Here is a 15,487-nt window from a genome sequence, read left to right as displayed (position 1 = left end):
GGATGCTGTCTGAGGAGACGATCGCGCAGATCGCGGCGGAGCTCGCCGAGGCCGACCGCACGCACGGCGTGATCCCGCGCATCACCGCGCGGTATCCGGAGGCCACCGTCGAGGACTCGTACGCGATCCAGGGTGTGTGGCGCGACTCGCAGGTCGCGGCGGGGCGCCGGCTGGTGGGCCGCAAGATCGGGCTGACCTCGAAGGCCATGCAGCAGGCGACGGGCATCACCGAGCCCGACTACGGCGTCATGTTCGACGACACCGTCTACGAGTCCGGCGCCGAGATCCCGACCGCGCACTTCTCGAACGTGCGCATCGAGGTCGAGCTCGCCTTCGTGCTGAAGGAACCCCTGGAGGGTCCGGACTGCACGCTGGACGACGCCCTGGCCGCGATCGACTACGCGGTCCCCGCGCTGGAGGTGCTCAACTCGCACATCGAGCTGGAGGGCCGCACGATCGTCGACACGATCAGCGACAACGCCGCCTACGGGGCGATGGTGCTGGGGACCGTGCGCAAGCGCCCCGATGAGGTCGATCTGCGCTGGGTGCCCGGTGTGCTGTCGCGCAACGGCGAGATCGAGGAGACGGGCGTGGCCGCCGGCGTCCTCGGGCACCCCGCCACCGGCGTCGCGTGGCTCGCGAACAAGTTCCACCAGCACGGCGCGCGGCTGGAGCCTGGCGAGATCATCCTGGCAGGATCGTTCACGCGCCCGATGTGGGTGTCGCGCGGCGACGAGGTGCTGTGCGACTACGGACCGATGGGAACCATCACATGCCGCTTCGTCTAGCCCCGTCGTTCCGCGCACAGCTCGCGGAGTCCGACCGGCCGTTCGTGGGGATGTGGGTGTGCTCCGGCAGCCCGCTGCTCGCCGAGGTGGCCGCGGGCTCCGGCCTGGACTGGCTCCTGATCGACATGGAGCACTCCGCCAACACGCTCGAGTCGGTGCTCCTCCAGCTCCAGGCGGTCGCGGCGTACCCGGTCACCCCGCTCGTGCGAGCTCCCTTCAACGATGCGGTCGCGCTGAAGCAGATCCTCGACCTCGGCGCGCAGAATCTGATCGTGCCGATGGTCTCGTCCGCCGAGGAGGCCCGCGCCGCCGTGTCCGCGACCCGCTACCCGCCGGAGGGGGTGCGCGGCGTCGGCAGCGCCCTGGCCCGCAGCGCCCGGTGGAACCGCGTCGAGCGGTACCTGCAGGAGTCGGCGCAGCACACCTCGCTCACGGTGCAGATCGAGACGACCGCGGGGGTGGAGGCCGCGGCCGACATCGCGGCGGTCGACGGCGTCGATGCCGTGTTCGTCGGCCCGTCCGACCTGTCCGCGTCGATGGGGCTGCTCGGCCAGCAGACGCATCCCGACGTCGTCGCCGCGGTGGAGCGGGTGTTCACGGCCGTGCACGACGCCGGGAAGCCGGTGGGCGTGAACGCGTTCGACCCCGCCGCGGCCGACGCCTACCTCGCGGCGGGCGCGGACTTCGTGGCGGTGGGCGCCGACGTGGCGCTGCTCGCCCGGGCGTCCGAGGCCCTGGCCACGCGCTTCATCGGCACGGACGGCACACCGCGCTCCAGCTACTGACCCGCCGCGCCGCGTGATCCGTGGCAGGATGACTCGGTGCACAGCAGCGAGGCGTCCCGATGATCCGCGGTCTCGCGGCGATGCAGGACCGCAACTTCCGCTGGTTCTTCCTGGCGCGGGCGATCACGATGATCACCGGCTCGATGTCGTCGATCGCGCTGGCCTTCGCGGTGCTGGAGATCGACAACGACGCCCGGTCGCTGTCGATCGTGCTGGCCGCGTTCACCGTCAGCAACATCGTGTTCGTGCTGTTCGGCGGGGTCGTCGCCGACCGCCTGCCACGCGCGCTCATCATCCAGTCCTGCTACGTCGTCGACATCCTGTCGATCGGCGCGATGGCCGCCCTGCTCTTCACCGGCACCGCGACGGTCCCCCTGCTGGCGATCCTGTCGGTGGTCAACGGCGCCTCCACCGCGTTCGTGCTCCCGGCGATGCAGGGCATCATCCCGCAGCTGACCACCCCGGAGCACCTGCAGCAGGCGAACGCGATGCTGTCGTTCGTGCGGTCGGCCGTCACGATCGGCGGACCGGTCATCGCGGGTGTCGTGGTCGCGGCCGCCGGCCCCGCGTGGGCCATGGTGGTGCAGGCTGCGGGCTGGCTGGTCGCGATCCCGGTCCTCGCGCTCGTGAAGCTGCCTCCGCCCGCCGCGGAGGGCGGCACCACGATGTTCCACGACCTGCGGATCGGGTGGCACGAGTTCTGGAGCCGCAGCTGGCTGTGGACCATCGTGCTGGCCTTCATGATCATGAACGCGATCCACGTCGGGGCGTGGGGGGTGGTGGGGCCCTACATCGCGAAGAACGACGACCGGCTCGGCATCACCGGCTGGGGGTGGGTGCTCAGCGCGGAGGGCGTCGGCGTGCTGCTGATGACGCTGCTGCTGATGTGGGTGCCGCTGCGGCGTCCGCTGCGCTACGGGATGATCGGGATGGCCGCGTTCGCGATCCCGCTCACCGTGCTCGGCGTGCACCCCGGGGTGGTGCTGCTGGCGATGGCCGCGTTCCTCGCGGGGGCCGGAGCCGAGGTGTTCGCGACGGGCTGGAACCTCGCGATGATGGAGAACGTGCCCGGCGAGAAGCTCTCGCGCGTCGCCAGCTACGACATGCTGGGCAGCTTCGTGGTGATGCCGATCGGCACGCTCGTGTACGGCTGGCTGATCACCCAGGCCGATCCGGCCACCGTGCTGATCGCGTCCGGCGCGGTGTACGGCACGATCGCCCTCGCGACGCTCGCGGTCCCCAGCGTCTGGCGGATGGGACGACCGGCGGCAGCGGTCGCCCCGGCCCGCGCCGAGGTGGCGGATTCATAGCAATCACGGGGAGACTGGGGGCATGACCTTCGCCGCCCTCCAGCCGCTCGCCGACCGTGCCGCCCTGTTCACCGCGCTCCGCCAGGACGCCCTCTCCGCGGCTGCCGATGCGCTCGGCGAGCACCGCTGGGATGCCGACCTGACTGCGGGCACGCTCACGTTCACGGCGAACGCGGATCCCACGCGGCAGCTGGTGACCCGCGCCCACCTGATCGCGACGATCGCCCCGGGGCCGCGCTCGCTGCTGTGGGCATGGGCGCACCCGCAGGGCGACCCCCAGGGTGTCGCGGCCCAGCTGCGCGCGTACGGCACCGAGCACGGGGTCGCCGAGCTGACCTCCCCCGAGGTGCCGTTCCCGGCCGAGGCCTCGGGCGACGCGGACTGGATCGCGCAGGCGGCGCACACGATCGGCGGGGTCGCGGTCGAGCTGACCGGGCGCTCCCCGTACTACTCCGCGCCGGTCGACGGCGGCACGCGCGCGGTGTTCCTCCTCGACGCACCGCTGGCGCCGCTCACGGTGGCCGACGCCGTGGTCGCGCTCCCCCGCGTGCTCTCCGGCGCGGCGCTGCCCGACGCCCGGACGTCGGTGTGGGACCTCGCCCGTCTGGCCGGCTGGACGCTCACGTGGACCGACGAGGCGTTCTCCGGTGCGACCGTGGTCGACACGAGCGGCACCGCGACGTTCCGTTTCGACGAGCAGGCGCGCATCAGCGGCGTCGAGAGCTCGCTGCACGGTCGCTGAGCCCCGTCTCCTCCCGCCTGCACCGTCTCCTCGCACCGCCTCGTCCCGCCGCGGGATGGAAAAGGCGCCCCTCCCGGCCGGGTGGGGCGCCTTCTCGATCCCGCGGTGACGGGCCGCCGGTGTCAGACCGCGCGCTCGGCGGCTTCGACCACGTTGGTCATGAGCAGCGCCACCGTCATCGGTCCGACGCCGCCGGGGTTGGGCGACAGGTAGCCGGCGACCTCCGCCACATCGGGCGCGACATCGCCGAACACCAGGCTCTTGCCCGTCTCCGGGTCGGTCTCGCGGGTCACGCCCACATCGAGCACGGCGGCGCCCGGCTTCACGTCCTCGGCGCGGATGAGGTGCTTCACGCCCGCGGCGGCCACGATCACGTCGGCCTCCCGAAGGTAGCGCGGCATGTCGACCGTGCCGGTGTGGGTGAGCGTGACGGTGGCGTTGAGGTCGCGGCGGGTCAGCAGCAGCCCGATCGAGCGGCCGATCGTGACGCCGCGGCCGACCACCACCACGTGCTTCCCCTTCAGGTCGTAGTCGTTGCGCAGCAGCAGCTCGATCACCCCGCGCGGCGTGCACGGCAGCGGCGTGTGGATGGGCGCGTTGACGTTGAGCACGAGCCGGCCGAGGTTGGTCGGGTGCAGGCCGTCGGCGTCCTTCGCGGGGTCGATCCGCTCCAGGATGGCGTCGGTGTCGAGGTGCTTCGGCAGCGGGAGCTGCACGATGTAGCCGTGGCAGGCGGGGTCGGCGTTGAGCTCGTCGATCAGCGCCTCGACGTCCTCCTGGGTCGCGTCGGCGGGCAGCTCGCGCTGGATCGAGTTCATGCCGATCGCCTCGGACTGCCGGTGCTTCATGCCGACGTACAGCTGCGAGGCCGGGTCGGCACCGACGAGCACGGTCGCGATGCCCGGCGTGATCCCGCGCTCCTTCAGTGCGGCGACCCGCTCGGTCAGCTCGGCCCGGATCTCGGCCGCGGCGGCCTTCCCGTCCAGGATCTTCGCGGTCATGTGATTCCTCTTCTTCTCTCCCCTCCCGCCGGGTGCAGGGCTTCCCGGCGAGTGCACGCCCCGCTCGCGTGAGCAGGCCGTGCACTCGGCAGGATCCGGTGCGCTCGGCGCGAGGGACTACTGCTGCAGGTCGGGGTAGAGCGGGAAGGCGGCGGCGAGCGCGTCCACACGGGCGCGCAGGGCCTCCACGTCGGCGCCGGGCAGCAGCGCGAGCGCGATGATGTCGGCCACCTCGGTGAACTCCGCGTCGCCGAAGCCGCGCGTCGCGAGCGCCGGGGTGCCGATGCGCAGGCCCGAGGTCACCATCGGCGGACGCGGGTCGTTCGGCACGGCGTTGCGGTTCACGGTGATGTGGATGTCGTGCAGGAGGTCTTCCGCCTGCTTGCCGTCGATCTCCGCGTCGCGCAGGTCGACCAGCACGAGGTGCACGTCGGTGCCGCCGGAGCGCACGGCGATGCCCGCGTCCTGCACGTCCTGCTGCGACAGGCGCTCGGCGATGAGGGCGGCGCCGCGGAGCACGCGCTCCTGCCGCTCCTTGAACTCGGGGGTGCCGGCGAGCTTGAACGCGGTGGCCTTGGCGGCGATCACGTGCATGAGCGGACCGCCCTGCTGGCCCGGGAACACCGCGCTGTTGATCTTCTTGGCGATGTCGGCGTCGTTCGTCAGGATGAAGCCGGAGCGCGGGCCGCCGATCGTCTTGTGCACGGTCGAGGAGACGACGTGCGCGTGCGGGACCGGGTTGGGGTGCAGACCCGCGGCGACGAGGCCGGCGAAGTGCGCCATGTCGACCCACAGCACGGCACCGACCTCGTCGGCGATCGCCCGGAAGGCCGCGAAGTCCATCGTGCGCGGGTACGCCGACCAGCCGGCGATGATCACCTTCGGCTTGTGCTCGAGCGCGAGGCGACGCACCTCGTCCATGTCGATGGTCGAGGTCTCGGGGTTCACGCCGTAGGCGACGATGTCGTACAGGCGGCCGGAGAAGTTGATCTTCATGCCGTGCGTGAGGTGCCCGCCCTGGTCGAGCGAGAGGCCCAGGAGCGTGTCGCCGGGGCGGGCGATCGCGTGCAGCACGGCCGCGTTGGCGGAAGCGCCGGAGTGCGGCTGGACGTTGGCGAACTCGGCACCGAAGAGGCTCTTGGCCCGCTCGATCGCGAGCGACTCGGCGACGTCGACCTCTTCGCACCCGCCGTAGTAGCGGCGGCCCGGGTAGCCCTCGGCGTACTTGTTGGTCAGCACGGAGCCCTGCGACTGCAGCACCGAGACGGGGACGAAGTTCTCCGAGGCGATCATCTCGAGGAAGGTCTGCTGACGCTTCAGCTCGCGGTCGAGGACCTGGGCGATCTCCGGGTCGACCTCGGCGAGCGGGGCGTTGAAGTAACGGTCGGTCATGACGTGCTCCTTTGACGACGGATTCGAGGGGTGTTCGCATCGGCCCAGGCGCGCGGTCGAATTCCGTGGTCAGTCGCTCCCCGGTGGTAGTCCACCCAGACGCCAGTCGCGACGATTACGAGCATAGCGGATCGGCGGAGCGGGACAGCGCGCTGCCGGCGGGTGCCCGACCGGCCACGCAGAATCGTTTCGATTCCGCTGTTCCCCTGGGCGTCCGCGGCCGATAGGTTTTGTTCATGGTCCTTCCTCTCGAGCTCCCCCTCGTGCCCGCCCCCGCCTCCGCCACCGTCGGCGACGGCCGCCTCGCGATCACCTCCACGTCCCGCATCCAGGGCTCCTCCCCCGCCGCCGCGCAGCTCGCCGCCGCGGTCGAGCGCCGCACCGGCCTGCGGCTGGAAACGGCCGCCGAAGGGCCGGCCGACATCGAGCTGCGCCTCGACAGCGGTGTCGCGGCTGCCGAGGGGTACACGCTGCGGATCGACGACCGCGCGGTGGTCACCGGCACCGACGAGGCCGGGCTGTTCTACGGCGTCCAGACGCTGCTGCAGCTGCTGCGCGAGGACGCCGGAGGCTGGGCGCTGCCGCACGTGGAGATCGCCGACGCCCCACGGTTCGCGCGCCGGGGCGTGATGCTCGACGTGGCGCGCCACTTCTTCGGCGTCGACGACGTGAAGCGCTTCATCGACAGCACGAGCGCCCTGAAGTACAACCACCTCCACCTGCACCTGAGCGACGACCAGGGCTGGCGGGTACACATCGACGCCTGGCCGCTGCTGACCGAGCGTGCGGCCACGACCTCGGTCGACGGTCACCCCGGCGGCTTCTACACGAAGGACGACTACCGCGAGATCGTCGCCTACGCCGCGACGCGGCACATGATCGTGATCCCCGAGATCGACCTGCCCGGACACACGCACGCGATCGGCGTCGCCTATCCGGAACTCGTCGAGGAGCCGGTGCTGAACGACGCCCTCGTCGCCGACTCCGAGCGGCTCGGGCAGCCGCTCCCGGTCGCCGGCGAGACGTATCTCGGATGGGGCGTCGGCCACTCCAGCGTGCGCATCCACGAGGAGCGCACCTACGACTTCGTGCGCGACGTCGTCCGGGAGCTCGCCGAGATGACGCCCGGTCCGTACATCCACATCGGCGGCGACGAGTCGCTCGGCACCCCGCAGGCCGACTTCGACCTGTTCGCCGAGCGCGCGACGGCGATCGTGGTCGCGGAGGGCAAGACCCCCGTCGCCTGGCACGAGATGGGCTCCGCCGCGAACATCGCCGAGGGGACCGTCGGACAGTACTGGGGCAAGACCACGCCGGAGGGCACGCACGCGGCGGAGGCCGCGCACTTCGTCGAGCGCGGTGGCGCGCTGATCATGTCCGCCGCGAACGTGACCTACCTCGACATGAAGTACACCGAGGACTTCCCGCTGGGGCTCACGTGGGCGGCGATCATCGACGTCCGCTCCGCCTACGAGTGGGAGCCGACCGCGGTGCTCGACGTGCCGGAGTCCGCGATCCTCGGCGTGGAGGCGCCCCTGTGGTCGGAGACCACCCGCACGCTCGACGAGGTCGAGCAGCTGGTGTTCCCCCGCGCGGCGGCCCAGGCCGAGGTCGCGTGGTCCCCGCGCGAGGGTGCCGGTCGGAGCTGGGAGTCGTTCCGGGCGCGGGTCGGACGACTCGCGCCGCTGTGGAAGGCTGAGGGGGTCGATTTCCACCCCGCCGCTGACATCCCCTGGAGCGAACGTTGACCACCCACTCCTCCGCGACCGGCTCGCTGGTCGTCCACTCCGCCCGCATCGTCGACCGCGGTGAGGTCACCGACGAGGGATGGGTCCGCATCGAGAACGGCGTCGTCGTCTCGCGCGGCACCGGGTCGGAGTGGGAGTCCGCGGACCAGGTGGTCGACGCGGCGGAGGCCGCAGGTCCCGACGCCGTGCTGACCCCCGGCTTCATCGACATCCACGGCCACGGCGGCGCCGGTGCCGCGTACGACGACGGCATCGACGCGATCCGGACCGGGCGCGACCTGCACCGCGCGCACGGCACGACCCGCGCCGTCATCTCGCTGGTGACCGGAACGCTGGACGCACTGGCGGAGAGCGTCGCGACCATCGCCGACCTCACCGAGACCGACGTCGACGTGCTCGGCTCGCACCTCGAGGGCCCGTTCCTCGACCCCGGCCACCACGGCGCGCACGAGCCGTCGCTGCTGCGCCACCCCTCCGAGCGGGACGTCGCCCGGCTGCTGGACGCGGGGCGCGGCACCGTGCGCCAGGTGACGATCGCGCCGGAGCTGCCGGGAGGGCTGGACGCCGTGCGGCAGATCGTCGCCTCCGGAGCGGCGGCCGCCGTGGGGCACACCGACGCCGACGCCGACATGGCGATCGCGGCGTTCGAGGCGGGAGCGTCGATCCTCACCCACGCGTTCAACGCGATGAACGGCATCCACCACCGCGCCCCTGGCCCCGTGCTCGCCGCGGCCGCCGATCACCGGGTGATCCTCGAGGCGATCGCGGACGACATCCACCTCGACCCCGCTGTCGTGAAGCTCGTGTTCGACGCGGCGCCGACCAGGGTCGCGCTGATCACCGACGCCATGGCCGCCGCGGGCAGCGCCGACGGGCAGTACGACCTCGGCGCCGTTCGCGTGACGGTCCTCGACGGGGTGGCGCGCGCCGACGACACGGGCTCGATCGCCGGGTCGACGCTCACGCAGGATGTGGCACTGCAGCGCGCCGTACGCGCGGGGGTGCCCCTGACCGAGGCGGTGCGCGCGCTCACCGAGACACCGGCGAGGGCCGTCGGACGGCACACGCGTCTCGGCGCGCTGCGCGCGGGCATGCTCGGCGACGCCGTGCTGCTCGATGCGAGGCTGCGCGTCGCGCGGGTCTGGACGGGCCACGCACTGTCCGCCTAGAAGGACAGCACTCCGCGCGACGCGCAGCGCTGCGGCCTCCGATCGAACAGGTCGTGACACCCGCCGGACTCCCCAGATCGGCGGCTGTCTCTCCCGTAGAGCGGGATGGTGGGCCGCCGTTCTCCCCAGATCGGCGGCCCCTCTCCCATAGAGCGGGAAAGACCGGCGCCGGACTCCCCAGATCGGCGACTGTCTCTCCCGTAGAGCGGGATGGTGGGCCGCCGTTCTCCCCAGATCGGCGGCCCGTTCCCTCCCGTGTCGAGCGGGCGGGGCCGAGGGCTCCTCCCCCGAGGACCTCGACCCTTCCCCTGATGCAGAACCCCCCGCATCAGAGCCTGAACTCCGCCCCCCGGTGGAGTTCGCATGGCTGTCTCTACGGGATGAGACGAAGCGATCTCCAGTTCATTACGCGACTTCGGAAAAAGTTTTCGGGGCTGGATGCCGAATGACAGAACCCGATGGATCTCCTTCGAACAGAGCACGAAGGGGTGGCCTTATCAGGACTTTCGCGGGACAATCGTCGTACCGCGTAATAAGACGCGCGCTCGCGCGTCTCTTCCCCTGAGGGCCGATCCGCGCCCCGGGACAGATGGATGATTGTGCACCGAGAGAACACCACACCTGACGAGCCCATCGGCGATGCCGACCTGATCCTCCGCACCCGCTCCGGCGACACGACGGCGTTCGGCGAACTCTGGAAGCGTCACTACCCGTCCGGCATCGCCGTCGCACGATCGGTGACCTCGTCGATCGACCCGGACGATCTGGTGCAGGAGGCGTACACCCGCATCTACCAGGCGATCGCCAAGGGCGGTGGGCCCAACGGGTCGTTCCGCGCCTACCTGTTCACGAGCATCCGCAACACCGCCGCCGCGTGGGGACGCTCGCGCCGCGAGACCGCGATCGACGAGCTCGACACGGTGGCCGACCCGAGCAGCACCGAGAACGCCTCCAACGAGGCGCTCGACCGCAGCCTGACGGCGCAGGCATTCCGCAGCCTTCCCTCGCGCTGGCAGGAAGTGCTCTGGTACACCGAGATCGAGCAGATGAAGCCGCAGGAGGTCGCACCGCTGCTCGGCATGAAGGCGGGCGCCGTCTCCCAGCTCGCGTTCCGCGCGCGCGAGGGTCTGCGCGAGGCGTGGATCCAGGCGCACCTGCGCAGCGCGACCCCCGGGTCGGACTGCCAGTGGACGATCGAGCACCTCGGCGCGTACTCCCGCGGCAACCTCGGCACGCGCGACCACAAGCGCCTCGAACTCCACCTCGACGAGTGCGCGCGCTGCATGATCGTCGCCGCCGAGGCCAAGGACGTCTCGATGCGCCTCGCGCTCGTCATGCTGCCGCTGGTGCTCGGCGTCGCGGGTGCCGGTGGCTACCTCGCGACCCTGCAGGGCGGTGGCGCTCCGATCGTCGCGATGGCGGCCATGCCGTCGAGCATCGCCGGCGGCGTGCTGGTCGGCGATGGCGGGGCGGGGCACGCGGCAACGGGTGTCGCCGCGTCCGGTTCCGGCGCGTCCGGTGGGTCCGGCTCCGCGGGGGGCAGCAGCGCCGGCGGTGGAAGCGCGAGCACCGGAGGGGCGTTCACGGGCATGGGAGCGCTGGTCGGCGCGGGGTCGGCCGCGCTGGTGGTCGCCGGGGTCGTCACCGCTGCCGCGATCGTTCCCGGTCTCGCCGGCGCCAGCCCCGCGACGTCGCTCCCGAGCGCCGCGGACGGCGACTCCTCGATCACGACCGACATCGCGCCCGACACGTCGCTCGGGCTCGACGAGCCCATCGTGATCGAGGCGCCCGCGGAGGAACCTCCCGCTCCTCCGGCCGCCGAGGTGCCGACACCGCAGCCGACCGAGCAGTCCGGCACCGTCGTCGTCCCGTCGGCGCAACCCGTCGCACCGATCGCGCCGCCCGAGCAGGTGGACCCGACCGACCCGACCGATCCGACCGACCCCACGGACCCGACCGATCCCACGGACCCCACGGACCCGACCGATCCCACGGACCCGACCGATCCCACGGACCCGGTCGAGCCCGCGAAGCCGACGGAGGGGCCGCAGTGGAGCGCCGCGACCATCTCCTTCACCGGGATCCAGCTGCACTACACGGTGCCCGTCTCCGGAGCCCCGGGTCTCCAGGTGGAGGCGCTGATCGACGGCGCCACCGGTGGCGGCGACAGCATCACGCTGGATGATGCCGGCACGGGGACCATCGATCTCCGCCCGACCGCGCGTCAGCTGTGGAACGCGGACACCACCACGGTCACCTTCCGCTACGTGTTCCCGGACGGACCGGGGGCCTCGACAGACACCACGCTGCTGTCCCTCGCGCTCGAGACGCCCGTCGTCCCGGAGCAGCCCGCCGAGGACACCGCGCCCGTCGGCGACACGACGGCCGCGGCGGATGCGGCCGTCGTCCCCGACGCGGCAGCGTCCGCTCCGGCACCGGCCGACGCGGAGGCCGCTCCGGCCGAGCCCGCTCCGGCCCCCGTCGAGCCCGCACCGGCCCCCGTCGAGCCCGCGTCGGTTCCGGCCCCGGTCGAGGCTGCACCAGCCGAGGCTGCACCGGCTCCCGTCGAGGCCGTCGCGACCCTCTCCGAGCCCGTCGCTGCGGCGGCAGAGGGCTCGACGATCGCCGAATAGACTGGAGTCATGACTCCGGATCCCGCCCCCGTCCCCGGCGTCGAACGTCAGGCGCTGACCGCGCTCGACCTCGTGCGCGTCGTCGTCCTGATCGCGGCGATCGCCTCTCTCGCCCTGTGGGGCTTCGCGAGCTGGGACCTGCCGTGGAACATCGTGATCGGCATCGGCGCGCCGGTCACGGCCCTGCTGCTGTGGGCACTGTTCCTGTCGCCCCGCCCCGTGCTGCGCGTGCACCCGTTCCTGCGTGCGCTGGTCGAACTGCTCATCTACGTGGGCGTGACGATCGCGTGGTGGTCCATGGGCCAGGCCCTGATCGGCACCGCCTTCGCCCTCGTCGCCGTGGTCGCCGGTGTTCTGAGCGGTCGCCGCGCCCTGACGTGAACTCGCCGTCGTGAGCATCCCGTCGTGAGCGTCGTCCCGCTGCTGCAGCAGGCGCTCGGCGCGCTCGTCGACACCGACGAGGACGCGCTCGAACGGGCGCGCTCCGACCGCTCCGGCCATGCCGCCGCGGGGCGCCCGCTGGCGATCGTGCATGCCGAGCGCGTGGAGCACGTGCAGGAGACCCTGCGCATCGCCTCGGCGACGCGCACGCCCGTGGTGGTCCGCGGCGCCGGCACGGGCCTCGCCGGGGCGGCCAACGCGGGCGAGGGTGAGATCGTGCTGTCGCTGCGACGCATGACGGCGATCCACGAGGTCCGCCCCGACGATCTGCTGGCCGTGGTCGAGCCCGGCATCCTCAACGCCGAGCTCAATGCCCACCTCGCGTCCTTCGGCCTGTGGTGGGCACCCGACCCCGCGAGCCGCGACATCTCGACGGTCGGCGGCAACATCGCCACGGGCGCGGGAGGACTGCTCTGCGCGAAGTACGGCGTCGTGCGGGATGCCGTCCTCGGCGTCGACCTCGTACTGGCCGACGGGCGGCTTCTGCACCTGGGGCATCGCAGCGTCAAGGGCGTCACGGGCCTCGACCTGACGGCTCTCGTCGTGGGTTCGGAGGGCATCCTCGGCGTCGTGGTCGGCGCGACGCTCAAGCTCCGGCGGCTCGTCCCCGGCGAGAGCTGCACCGTGACGGCTCTGTTCCCCGGTGTCCGCGCCGCGGCCGCCGCCTCAGCCGCCGTGACCGCCGCCGGGGTGCAGCCCGCGATCATGGAGCTCATGGACGCCCCGAGCCTCGCGGCCGTGCACGCTCTGCTCGGCCTGCCGGCGCCGACGCCCGGCACGGCGCAGCTGACCATCCAGACCGACGGGCCCGCGGCGGCCGCCGAGGCCGACGCGATCGACGCCATCCTGCGCGCCAACGACGGCGTCACCGAGGTGTCGCACGATCGCGCGGAGGGCGAGCGGCTGCTTGCGATCCGCCGGTCCATGCACGCCGCGATGGCCTCCCTCGGCACCACCCTGATCGAAGACGTCTCCGTGCCGCGGAGCGCCATGCCGGCGATGTTCGACGAGATCGCCCGCATCGAGCGCGAGTACGGTCTCGTGATCCCCACGGTCGCGCACGCGGGGGACGGCAATCTGCACCCGAACTTCGTGTTCGAGGGACCGGAGACCCCGGCACACGTCTGGGCCGCCGCCGACGAGCTGTTCCGCGCGGCGATCCGCCTGGGCGGCACGCTCACGGGCGAGCACGGCATCGGGGTGCTCAAGCGGCGCTGGCTTGCGGAGGAGCTCGGCGACGACCAGTGGCGGCTGCAGCGCGACATCGCCGCCGTCTTCGATCCGCTCGGGATCCTCAACCCAGGGAAGGTGTTCGTCCCCGATGCCTGACATCCACGTGAGCGCGGCGGTGATCGTCGACGACCAGGGCCGCGTGCTGGTGGTCCGCAAGCGCGGCACGACCAGGTTCATGCAGCCCGGAGGCAAGCCGGAGCCCGGCGAGAGCGCCGCGCAGACCCTCATCCGCGAACTGCACGAGGAACTCGGCGTGGCACTGCGCGAGAGCGACCTCCGTCCGCTCGGACGGTTCGTGTCCGCCGCCGCGAACGAACCGGGTCACCGGGTCGTCGCCGATGCCTTCACCGCAGCGATCGATCCGGCCGGGGTACGGGTGCAGGCCGAGCTCGCGGAGCTGCGATGGATCACCCCGGAAGACGCGGAGACGCTGCCGCTGGCGCCGCTGAGCGTGGAGCACCTGCTCCCCCTCGCCTGGCCGGCCGCGACCCGGTGAGTCGGGGTCAGATCCCCTGCCAGGCCGGCTTGTTCGCGAACGTGTACCGGTAGTAGTCGGCGAGCTGCAGCCGGGAGGCCGCCGCCTCGTCGACCACGATCGTCGCATGCGGGTGGAGCTGGATCGCCGAGCCGGGCAGCAGGGCCGTCAGCGGACCCTCGACCGCTCCGGCGACCGCCTCCGCCTTGCCCTCACCGAACGCGAGGAGCACGAGGTGCCTGGCCTGAAGGATCGTGCCCAGGCCCTGCGTGATGCAGTGCATGGGGACATCGTCGATCGAGTCGAAGAAGCGGGCGTTGTCCTCGCGCGTCTGCTCGGTGAGGGTCTTCACCCGGGTGCGCGACGCGAAGGAGGAGCCGGGCTCGTTGAAGCCGATGTGCCCGTCGGTGCCGATGCCGAGGATCTGCAGGTCGACGCCGCCCGCCTCCTGGATCGCGGCCTCGTAGTCCTCACCCGCGTGCTGGATGGTCGCCTCCGCGCCGTTGGGCACGTGGATGCGCTGCGGGTCGAGGCTCAGGGGCTCGACGACCTCACGGGTGATCACGGAGCGGTAGCTCTCGGGGTGGGCGGGGTCGATGCCGACGTACTCGTCGAGGGCGAAGCCGCGCACCCGGGAGACGTCGCGCCCGGCGAGCTGCGCGCGCAGGGCCTGGTAGACCGGCAGCGGCGTGGAGCCCGTGGCCAGGCCGAGGACGGCGTCCGGACGACGGTCGATCAGCTCCACGATCTCGGTGGCGACCAGCGCACCGGCGGCCTCGGGACTCTCGACGATGACGACCTCAGCCATGCGGAACGATCTCCTTCTCAGAAATGGATGCGCCCACCAGAGCGGCGCCGAGTGCGGCGGCGGGGGAACCCGCGGGGAGCAGTTCGATTCTCTCATCCAGGCGCAGAGACCTCGCGAACGGTGACGCCTCGGCGCCGGCGTGCAGTGCAGCCCTGATGCCTTCGTCGAGGCGGCTTCCCATGGCCGTGAGGCCGCCCCCGATCACCACCGTCTCGACGTCGGCCGACAGCACCAGCACGCGGACCGCGGCGGCCGCGCCGAAGAAGAGGTCGTCACGCAGCGCGAGCGCCAGCGGGTCGCCCGCATCGGCGGCGTCGAAGATGTCCCTGACCGGCAGCGCGCCGGGTCGACCCCAGGCCTTGGCGAGTGCGCCGCCGCCGCAGAACGTCTCCACGCAACCGCGCTGTCCGCACCCGCACAGGCGTCCGTGCGGGTCGACCGAGATGTGACCGACCTCGCCGGCGGTCCCGCGCGATCCTCGCCAGATGCGACCGTCCACGACGATGCCCGCGGCCACACCGGTGCCGAGGTTCAGGTACGCCATCGAACCGCTCACGCCGCTGAGCACGGCGGCTCCGAGCGCCGCCGCCTTCACGTCGTTCTCGACGCGGAACGGCACGCCGAGCGCTCGCTCCGCCCGGTCGGCCAGGTCGAGCGACTCGACCCCGAGGTTGACGGCGTGCACGACGCGCCCCGCGTCCGCATCGACCAGCCCGGGGATGCCCACACCGACGGACCCGACGGCCGACAGCGGGACCCCGGTCTCATCGGCGAGGGCGACGACCGTCGACACGATGCTGTCGACGACGGCGTCCTCGCCCCAGCCCGTGGCGCGGCGCAGGCGTCCGAGGATCTCACCGGCGGGGTCGACGGCGACGGCGTCGATCTTGGTTCCGCCGACATCCAGGCCAACACGAATCGGCCGACCGGACAGGTCGGCGGCAGCGGTTCCGGTCATCGGA

Annotated in this window: 14 protein-coding genes and 1 riboswitch; of the genes, 10 read left to right on the top strand and 4 right to left on the bottom strand. The window is 72.1% G+C overall.

The window, feature by feature from the left end; all coding sequences use genetic code 11:
• The first annotated feature begins 2 nt into the window (after nt 1-2).
• Genes ACFV3I_RS06575 through ACFV3I_RS06560 form a run of 4 tightly spaced genes read left to right on the top strand, consistent with a single transcriptional unit; the run spans nt 3 to nt 3,625 of the window.
• Nucleotides 3-788, top strand: a complete 786-nt coding sequence (locus ACFV3I_RS06575) for a fumarylacetoacetate hydrolase family protein (protein WP_247638483.1) — start codon at nt 3-5, stop codon at nt 786-788.
• Complete coding sequence (locus tag ACFV3I_RS06570; protein ID WP_136036959.1) at nt 773-1,573, top strand: HpcH/HpaI aldolase/citrate lyase family protein; 801 nt, start codon at nt 773-775, stop codon at nt 1,571-1,573. Before ACFV3I_RS06575 ends, ACFV3I_RS06570 begins: the two co-directional genes overlap by 16 nt.
• 59 nt (nt 1,574-1,632) lie before the next feature.
• Nucleotides 1,633-2,883: an MFS transporter gene (locus ACFV3I_RS06565; protein WP_378822583.1), complete on the top strand. Its 1,251-nt coding sequence runs from the start codon at nt 1,633-1,635 to the stop codon at nt 2,881-2,883.
• Nucleotides 2,884-2,905: 22 nt separating this feature from the next.
• On the top strand, nt 2,906-3,625 hold the full coding sequence (locus ACFV3I_RS06560; protein ID WP_136044387.1) for a DUF6882 domain-containing protein: 720 nt from the start codon (nt 2,906-2,908) through the stop codon (nt 3,623-3,625).
• A gap of 122 nt (nt 3,626-3,747) precedes the next feature.
• On the opposite strand, the gene ACFV3I_RS06555 is transcribed toward ACFV3I_RS06560, so the two are convergent.
• Entirely contained in the window at nt 3,748-4,626 is an 879-nt protein-coding gene (locus tag ACFV3I_RS06555) for a bifunctional methylenetetrahydrofolate dehydrogenase/methenyltetrahydrofolate cyclohydrolase (protein WP_136033953.1), read from the bottom strand.
• Nucleotides 4,627-4,743: 117 nt separating this feature from the next.
• The gene (glyA, locus tag ACFV3I_RS06550; protein ID WP_136033951.1) at nt 4,744-6,018 is read right to left on the bottom strand and encodes a serine hydroxymethyltransferase; all 1,275 of its coding nucleotides are present in this window, start codon (nt 6,016-6,018) and stop codon (nt 4,744-4,746) included.
• Between the two features lie 35 nt (nt 6,019-6,053).
• A riboswitch (ZMP/ZTP riboswitch) is annotated at nt 6,054-6,138 on the bottom strand.
• A gap of 116 nt (nt 6,139-6,254) precedes the next feature.
• Here glyA and ACFV3I_RS06545 point away from each other — a divergent pair.
• The 6 genes from ACFV3I_RS06545 (at nt 6,255) to ACFV3I_RS06520 (ending at nt 13,738) form a co-directional block, all read left to right on the top strand.
• Entirely contained in the window at nt 6,255-7,766 is a 1,512-nt protein-coding gene (locus ACFV3I_RS06545; RefSeq protein ID WP_378822582.1) for a beta-N-acetylhexosaminidase, read from the top strand.
• A complete protein-coding gene (locus ACFV3I_RS06540; protein WP_378822581.1) occupies nt 7,763-8,935 on the top strand; it encodes an N-acetylglucosamine-6-phosphate deacetylase in 1,173 nt (390 codons plus the stop codon). Before ACFV3I_RS06545 ends, ACFV3I_RS06540 begins: the two co-directional genes overlap by 4 nt.
• Before the next feature lie 593 nt (nt 8,936-9,528).
• Nucleotides 9,529-11,568 (top strand): sigma-70 family RNA polymerase sigma factor, encoded by a 2,040-nt coding sequence (locus ACFV3I_RS06535; RefSeq protein ID WP_378822580.1) that lies wholly within the window; start codon nt 9,529-9,531, stop codon nt 11,566-11,568.
• A 9-nt stretch (nt 11,569-11,577) separates the two neighbouring features.
• A complete protein-coding gene (locus ACFV3I_RS06530) occupies nt 11,578-11,949 on the top strand; it encodes a YrdB family protein (RefSeq protein ID WP_136030984.1) in 372 nt (123 codons plus the stop codon).
• A gap of 24 nt (nt 11,950-11,973) precedes the next feature.
• Nucleotides 11,974-13,338 (top strand): FAD-binding oxidoreductase, encoded by a 1,365-nt coding sequence (locus ACFV3I_RS06525; protein ID WP_378822579.1) that lies wholly within the window; start codon nt 11,974-11,976, stop codon nt 13,336-13,338.
• On the top strand, nt 13,331-13,738 hold the full coding sequence (locus ACFV3I_RS06520; protein WP_378822578.1) for an NUDIX domain-containing protein: 408 nt from the start codon (nt 13,331-13,333) through the stop codon (nt 13,736-13,738). The genes ACFV3I_RS06525 and ACFV3I_RS06520 overlap by 8 nt, the downstream gene beginning before the upstream one ends.
• A 7-nt stretch (nt 13,739-13,745) precedes the next feature.
• Here the strand turns inward: ACFV3I_RS06520 and nagB are convergent, their stop codons facing one another.
• Nucleotides 13,746-14,525, bottom strand: a complete 780-nt coding sequence (gene nagB / locus ACFV3I_RS06515; RefSeq protein ID WP_378822577.1) for a glucosamine-6-phosphate deaminase — start codon at nt 14,523-14,525, stop codon at nt 13,746-13,748.
• On the bottom strand, nt 14,518-15,483 hold the full coding sequence (locus tag ACFV3I_RS06510) for an ROK family protein (protein ID WP_378822576.1): 966 nt from the start codon (nt 15,481-15,483) through the stop codon (nt 14,518-14,520). Before ACFV3I_RS06510 ends, nagB begins: the two co-directional genes overlap by 8 nt.
• Nucleotides 15,484-15,487: the final 4 nt, after the last annotated feature.

The sequence above is a fragment of the Microbacterium sp. NPDC059771 genome, assembly GCF_042732495.1.
Taxonomy (GTDB): Bacteria; Actinomycetota; Actinomycetes; order Actinomycetales; family Microbacteriaceae; genus Microbacterium; species Microbacterium sufflavum.
This window is presented reverse-complemented; position numbering and strand designations above follow the sequence as displayed.